Genomic DNA, 6,444 nt, shown 5'->3' with positions numbered 1-6,444 from the left:
AAGAGACAGTTTCAAAAGATCTAAAGTATAATGACAAAACTCCAGACCTCACTATTGAAAAAAATGGACATAAATTTATAGTAGAATGTACATTGTTACGACCACCAGCAAACGAGGATGCTTATAAGAATTTAAGGAACGCTATAGAAGCAGATATCAACAAACTTCAAGTACTAAACCGAGGGATAAATATAATATCAATGAAGTTACTAGCCGATAATCAGCCTTCCGTTAAAGGTTTCATTCAACACCTTAAAACTACTTTACTTACTCAACCATTAAATGAACGCCAGGTCTTCAAGACAAAAGATTATATAATTGAATATAAGCCTTATGAGGTTAAAAGCTCAAAAACACCGCTGATTGTTGGGTCAATCTCTGAAATAAGGGTAGTAGATGGATATCATGATGCCAAACGCTTTAGAGATAGTTTTGTTATAAAAGCTAAAAAGTATAAGGATATAGGCTTACCATATATTATTTGCATAAAATCACTAGATTTTTATGTTTCCAAAGATGATATATTGACGGCTATTAATGGTGGTTCAGTTTATAACATAGACACAAAAGAAATATCAATGTTGAACGATGGAATTTTTACTTCAGCAGCAAAATCTTATGAACGAATTTCTGCCATAATTTATAAAACTGGCAGTTCCGATCTCCAAACAGTTTTAAATCCTAGGGCTAAAACTTTATTTCCAATGGAGCTTCTAACTGAACAAAGCTAAGACACTCAAAATATTGAAACGATTGCATGGATTTTGTCGATACCTTCATACTCCAATTTTTTACCAATTTCTAATACAAGTCGTTAATTATAAATAAATATAATAAAAAACGCCACACATTGTGTGGCGTTTTTTGTAGCCTCGCCAGGAATCGAACCTGGATCAAAAGTTTAGGAAACTCCCATTCTATCCGTTGAACTACGAGGCTGTTATTTTCGAGTTGCAAATGTAAAACATTTTTGCGGTATGGCAAAAACTTTTTTTGCTTACTCTGCCATGCTGCTTAAATGCTCCAGCATATCGGTAGTCATGGCATCAAGGCCATACTGGTGCTGCCAGTTCCAGTCTTTGCGGGCGTGGCTGTCGTCTATGCTTTGCGGCCAGCTATCGGCAATTTTCTGACGGAAATCAGGCTCATAGGCAATGGTAAAGTCTGGTATGTGCTGCTTTATCGTTTCAGCAATTTCTTTAGGGGTAAAGTCCATTGCCGAAAGGTTGTAAGACGAACGTATTTTTATATTTTTGGCAGGAGCCTGCATAATTTCTATCGTGGCGCGTATGGCATCATCCATATACATCATGGGTAGGCGGGTATCTTCGCTGAGAAAGCAAGTATAGCTGCCATCGCTTAATGCCTTGTGGTAGATGTCTACAGCATAATCGGTTGTGCCACCACCCGGAAGTGTGCTCCAGCTTATTAAACCTGGATAACGGATGCTGCGCACATCTACGCCATAAATGTTATGGTAATATTCGCACCATCTTTCGCCTGATTGTTTCGAAATTCCGTACACCGTGCTTGGCTCCATTACGGTATATTGCGGTGTATTTTGTTTTGGTGTTGTAGGGCCAAAGACAGCAATGCTCGATGGCCAGAATATCTTCTTTATTTTTTCTGCTTTAGCTAAGTTAAGCACATGAAAAAGCGAGTTCATGTTAAGGTCCCATGCAAAAGCGGGGTTCTTTTCGGCAGTCGCCGAAAGCAGGGCCGCCATCAGGTAAACCTCTTCAACCTTATATTTTTCAATTACTTCTTCAACCTGGTTAAAATCAAGGGCGTTAACCACTTCAAACGGACCCGATGCTACAAACTCAGGGTCACCTTTACGCACATCAGATGCTATAACATTGTTTTTTCCGTATAGTTCCCTTAGTTTTTTAGTAAGTTCAGTGCCTATCTGGCCACAAGCCCCAATAATTAAAATTGTCCCCATAGTTGTGTTTTTGTTTGCATGCAAATATACTGTTTTCCGTTGTCAATTATATCGATGTAGTATGGTGTGCTAACAATATTTTGAAGGATTGTGATTTTTCAGGGTTTTAATGTAGTATATCCTTAAAACGAGAGGTAATTCGTTATTTAACGAATTAAGATTTTAATAAACTGCACATTGGCGTAACATTTGTAACTTTGCAGACTGAATTATACACAGATGAAATACCGCTTTTATATACTTGCTGCCCTGTGCTTTGCACTCTTTTCATGTAAAGATGACGAATCGGGGCAACTGGCTGCCACTAAGCGTATAGAGATGAAAAATGACTCTATACTTAAAGTGGTAAGCAACAACTGGATATTTGACATACCCCCCCTTAGCCCTAAGGTTCAGGAGCGCATTACTACCTGGAATGAGTGGGCACAGCTCGCCTCTGAAATGGAACAGCGCCCTACAGGCACTATAACCGCTTACAGGCAAAAAGCCGAGAATATTATTAATAAGATACAGCAGGTTAAAACAACCATTCCGCCGTTTTTTAATAAGCCACAGTTACGCAGCCGCATAAGTGTGCTCGATACAAAGGCAAAAGCATTATACACCTATATAGCGCTGGATGTGGTGCAGTGTGATAAGGTTACGGCGCTTATTAAAGATATGGTTAAAGAAACAGCCGATATACAAAGGCAGATGGATGAGATGATCCGCTTCAGCGAAGTGCCTAAAGAAGCAGGAGAAGCAGAAATGCTACGTGCCCGCGATACAACCCGCCTTGCTAACCCCGAAATGATGGCACAGCCTACTGTTGCACCGCCCAATCAATCGGCGCCACCTGTAAACACCAATATACCTAACAGGGAGAGGCAACCTTTTCGTAGTAATAAACTTAAACCTGCAAATTGAAACCTGAAGTTTTAGAAAAATACTCACAATCGGTAAAAGTAAGCCAGATAGCCGCTGCACTGGCAAAGCGTGAGGCAAAGCTGCATATAAAAGGGCTTATAGGCTCATCACTTTCGTTTGTAATAGACCCTTTGTTCCGCCAGTGTGACCTGCCTTTTTTACTGATATTAAAAGATAAGGAAGAAGCGGCATACTATCTTAATGATCTTGAAAAGCTGGTTGGCGATAAGGATGTTTTGTTTTATCCGGGTTCTTACCGCCGCCCTTATCAGATAGAGGAAACCGATAATGCAAATGTGCTGTTGCGTGCAGAGGTGCTTAACCGCATTAACTCGCGTAAAAAGCCGGCTATAATAGTATCTTATCCTGAGGCTTTATTTGAGAAAGTTGTTACCAGAAAAGAATTGGATAAAAATACACTTAAGGTAGCAGTGGGCGACCAGGTTTCAATCGATTTTATTAATGAAGTATTGTTTGAATACGAATTCCGCAGGGTAGATTTTGTTACCGAGCCGGGCGAATTCAGCGTGCGTGGCGGTATAGTGGATGTATTCTCATTCAGTAATGACAACCCATACCGTATTGAATTTTTCGGTAACGAGGTCGACAGTATACGTACGTTTGATGTAGAGAGCCAGCTTTCGCTTGAAATAAAAAAGAAAATTGCGGTTATACCCAATGTAGAGAATAAATTCCTGAAAGAAAACCGCGAAAGCTTTTTAGAGTACATCAACGAAAAAACAGTACTTTTTATACAGAATACCGAAGGGCTTCTTGGCCAGCTCGACCTTCTTTTCAGCAAGGCGGGAGAAGCCTTTGAAAAGCTATCTAAAGACATTAAGCATGCCTCGCCGGAGGAGCTTTTTGTTAACCAGCAGGCTTTTATAAAGAAGGCGCTCGACTTTACCATTGCAGAACTGGGTTCTACTGCTGTATTTAAAACCGAAAAAACTTTTGAGTTCCATATACAGCCGCAGCCATCGTTCAACAAGCAGTTCGACCTGCTGCTTAATAACCTTGCCGATAACCACAGTAACGGTATAAAGAATTACATTTTTTGCAGTAACGATGCGCAGGCCAACCGCTTTCATGATATTTTTGAAAGCCTTGACGAAGCCAACCACGAGAACATACGCCAGCAGTATAAAACAATTGTTTTTCCTATATATGAAGGATTTATTGATGAGGAAAACCAGATAGCCTGCCACAGCGACCACCAGATATTTGAGCGTTACCACCGCTTTAATATTAAGAATGGCTACAGCAAAAAGCAGACAATTACGCTTAAAGAACTTAACTCGCTTTCAGTTGGCGATTATGTAACCCATATAGACCACGGTATAGGAAAGTTTGGCGGGCTGCAAAAAATAGAGGTAGAGGGCAAAAAGCAGGAAGCCATAAAGTTAGTATATGCCGATAATGACATTGTGTATGTAAGCATTCACTCGCTGCACAAAATATCAAAATATAACGGTAAAGACGGTGCACCGCCCAAAATATACAAACTGGGCAGCAGCGCCTGGAAAACCCTTAAGCAAAAAACAAAGGCTCGTGTTAAGCATATTGCCTTTAACCTTATACAGTTGTATGCCAAGCGCAGGCTGGAAAAAGGCTTTCAGTATGCGCCTGACAGTTACATGCAGGCCGAGCTGGAATCATCTTTTATTTATGAAGATACTCCTGATCAGATCACTGCAACCCGCGATGTAAAAGCCGATATGGAAAGCGAACGCCCTATGGACCGCCTGGTGTGCGGCGATGTGGGCTTCGGTAAAACAGAGGTGGCTATAAGGGCTGCTTTTAAGGCAGTAGATAACGGCAAGCAGGTGGCTATCTTAGTGCCTACAACCATACTGGCGTTTCAGCACTATAAAACCTTTAGCGAGCGTTTAAAAGATATGCCGGTTACCATTAATTACGTAAACCGTTTCCGTACGGCAAAGCAGAAATCGCAAACCCTGAAAGACCTTGAAGAGGGCAGGCTTGATATTATAATAGGTACCCACCAGCTAACCAATAAAAACGTAAAATTTAAAAACCTGGGGCTGCTTATAGTGGATGAAGAGCAGAAATTCGGTGTAAATGTAAAAGACAAGCTGAAAACCATAGCACAGAATGTAGATACACTAACGCTAACGGCAACGCCAATACCGCGCACACTGCAATTTTCGCTAATGGCCGCACGCGACCTTTCGGTTATTACCACGCCGCCGCCAAACCGTTACCCTATAGAAACACAGGTTATAGGCTTTAATGAAGAAATTATCCGCGATGCGATTTCGTATGAGATACAAAGGGGCGGGCAGGTGTTCTTTATCAATAACCGTATTGAGAACATTAAAGAGGTTGCCGGAATGATTCAGCGCTTGGTACCCGGTGCCAAAGTGGGTGTGGGCCACGGGCAGATGGAGGGCAAAAAGCTGGAAGAGCTTATGCTTGCCTTTATGGATGGCGAGTTTGATGTTTTAGTGGCAACCACTATTATAGAAAGCGGACTTGATGTGCCTAACGCTAATACAATTTTTATTAATAATGCGAATAACTTCGGGCTGTCTGACCTGCACCAGATGCGGGGGCGTGTGGGCCGGAGTAACAAAAAGGCATTCTGCTACTTTATTGCGCCGCCATACAGCGCCATGACCGAAGATGCCCGTAAGCGTATACAGGCGCTCGAGCAGTTCAGTGAGCTGGGCAGCGGTTTCAATATTGCCATGAAAGACCTTGAGATACGCGGGGCAGGTGACCTGCTGGGCGGGGAGCAAAGCGGTTTCATAAACGAGATCGGGTTTGAGACCTACCAGAAGATCATGAACGAGGCCATAGAGGAACTTAAGGAAAATGAGTTTAAGGACCTGTATATGGACGAGGAGCAGCAGGAGAAGCGAGAGTTTGTAAAAGACATACAAATTGATACGGATTTCGAATTGCTATTCCCCGATGAGTATATTAACAGCATTACCGAAAGGCTGAACCTGTATAATGAGCTTAGCAGCATTAAGACCGAGGAAGAACTAAAGCTGTTCGAGCAAAAGCTTACTGACCGCTTTGGGGCTTTGCCAAAGCCGGCACAGGCACTGCTTACCAGTATGCGCATTAAGTGGCTAGCTACCAAAATAGGGATAGAGAAACTGGTATTAAAACAGGGCAAAATGGTAGGCTACTTTGTAAGCGACCAGCAAAGTGATTATTACCAGAGCGGCGCGTTCCACAGGGTGTTGCAGTTTGTGCAAAAGCACCCGAACCTTACCCGAATGAAGGAAAAGCAAACCAAGAACGGCTTACGCCTGCTGCTGACTTTCGAGAATGTAAAGTCGCTTAAAAAAGCACTGGAGTTACTGGAGATGGTTTTTGAGTAGAGAATTCTTGATTACAGTGTTTTTAAAAAAATAATTTCTTTGATTTCTAACTAAATTTTGCGACAAGTGGATATTACTAAAGCTATTGAAGTATTGGATGCCTTGGCCTCTGGCTGCTCACCAATTACTGGAGAAGTTATTGTGGGTGAAACAATTTTGAATGAGCGTGAAGTAATTAGATCGCTGCAAATTGCGATAGACTACTTAAGAGCTAAACTACTATTAAATAAAGGAGTA

General features: G+C 41.7%; 4 protein-coding genes and 1 tRNA gene. 3 read left to right on the top strand and 2 right to left on the bottom strand.

Annotated features, from left to right (window positions below; all coding sequences use genetic code 11):
- On the top strand, positions 1 to 731 hold a 731-nt coding region (locus Q0K96_RS14745; protein WP_297334744.1), incomplete at its 5' end, for a hypothetical protein.
- Between the two features lie 136 nt (positions 732 to 867).
- On the opposite strand, the gene Q0K96_RS14740 is transcribed toward Q0K96_RS14745, so the two are convergent.
- Positions 868 to 939 (bottom strand) — tRNA-Arg (locus Q0K96_RS14740).
- A gap of 58 nt (positions 940 to 997) precedes the next feature.
- Positions 998 to 1,945, bottom strand: a complete 948-nt coding sequence (locus Q0K96_RS14735) for an L-threonine 3-dehydrogenase (RefSeq protein ID WP_297334743.1) — start codon at positions 1,943 to 1,945, stop codon at positions 998 to 1,000.
- Positions 1,946 to 2,164: 219 nt separating this feature from the next.
- Here Q0K96_RS14735 and Q0K96_RS14730 point away from each other — a divergent pair, with 219 nt between their 5' ends.
- Together Q0K96_RS14730 and mfd are read left to right on the top strand one after the other, a co-directional pair.
- Positions 2,165 to 2,851, top strand: a complete 687-nt coding sequence (locus Q0K96_RS14730) for a hypothetical protein (RefSeq protein WP_297334742.1) — start codon at positions 2,165 to 2,167, stop codon at positions 2,849 to 2,851.
- Complete coding sequence (gene mfd, locus Q0K96_RS14725) at positions 2,848 to 6,207, top strand: transcription-repair coupling factor (RefSeq protein WP_297334741.1); 3,360 nt, start codon at positions 2,848 to 2,850, stop codon at positions 6,205 to 6,207. The genes Q0K96_RS14730 and mfd overlap by 4 nt, the downstream gene beginning before the upstream one ends.
- Positions 6,208 to 6,444 lie beyond the last annotated feature (237 nt).

The organism is Flavobacterium sp., from assembly GCF_024305175.1.
Lineage (GTDB): Bacteria > Bacteroidota > Bacteroidia > Flavobacteriales > Flavobacteriaceae > Flavobacterium.
The sequence above is the reverse complement of the archived record's forward strand: the minus strand, read 5'-3'. Positions and strand labels throughout refer to the sequence as shown.

Excerpts from the sequence above, each read along its gene's own strand:
- Q0K96_RS14735 (WP_297334743.1), bottom strand. The coding sequence starts at position 1,945 with ATGGGGACAATTTTAATTATTGGGGCTTGTGGCCAGATAGGCACTGAA.
- Q0K96_RS14730 (WP_297334742.1), top strand. The coding sequence starts at position 2,165 with ATGAAATACCGCTTTTATATACTTGCTGCCCTGTGCTTTGCACTCTTT.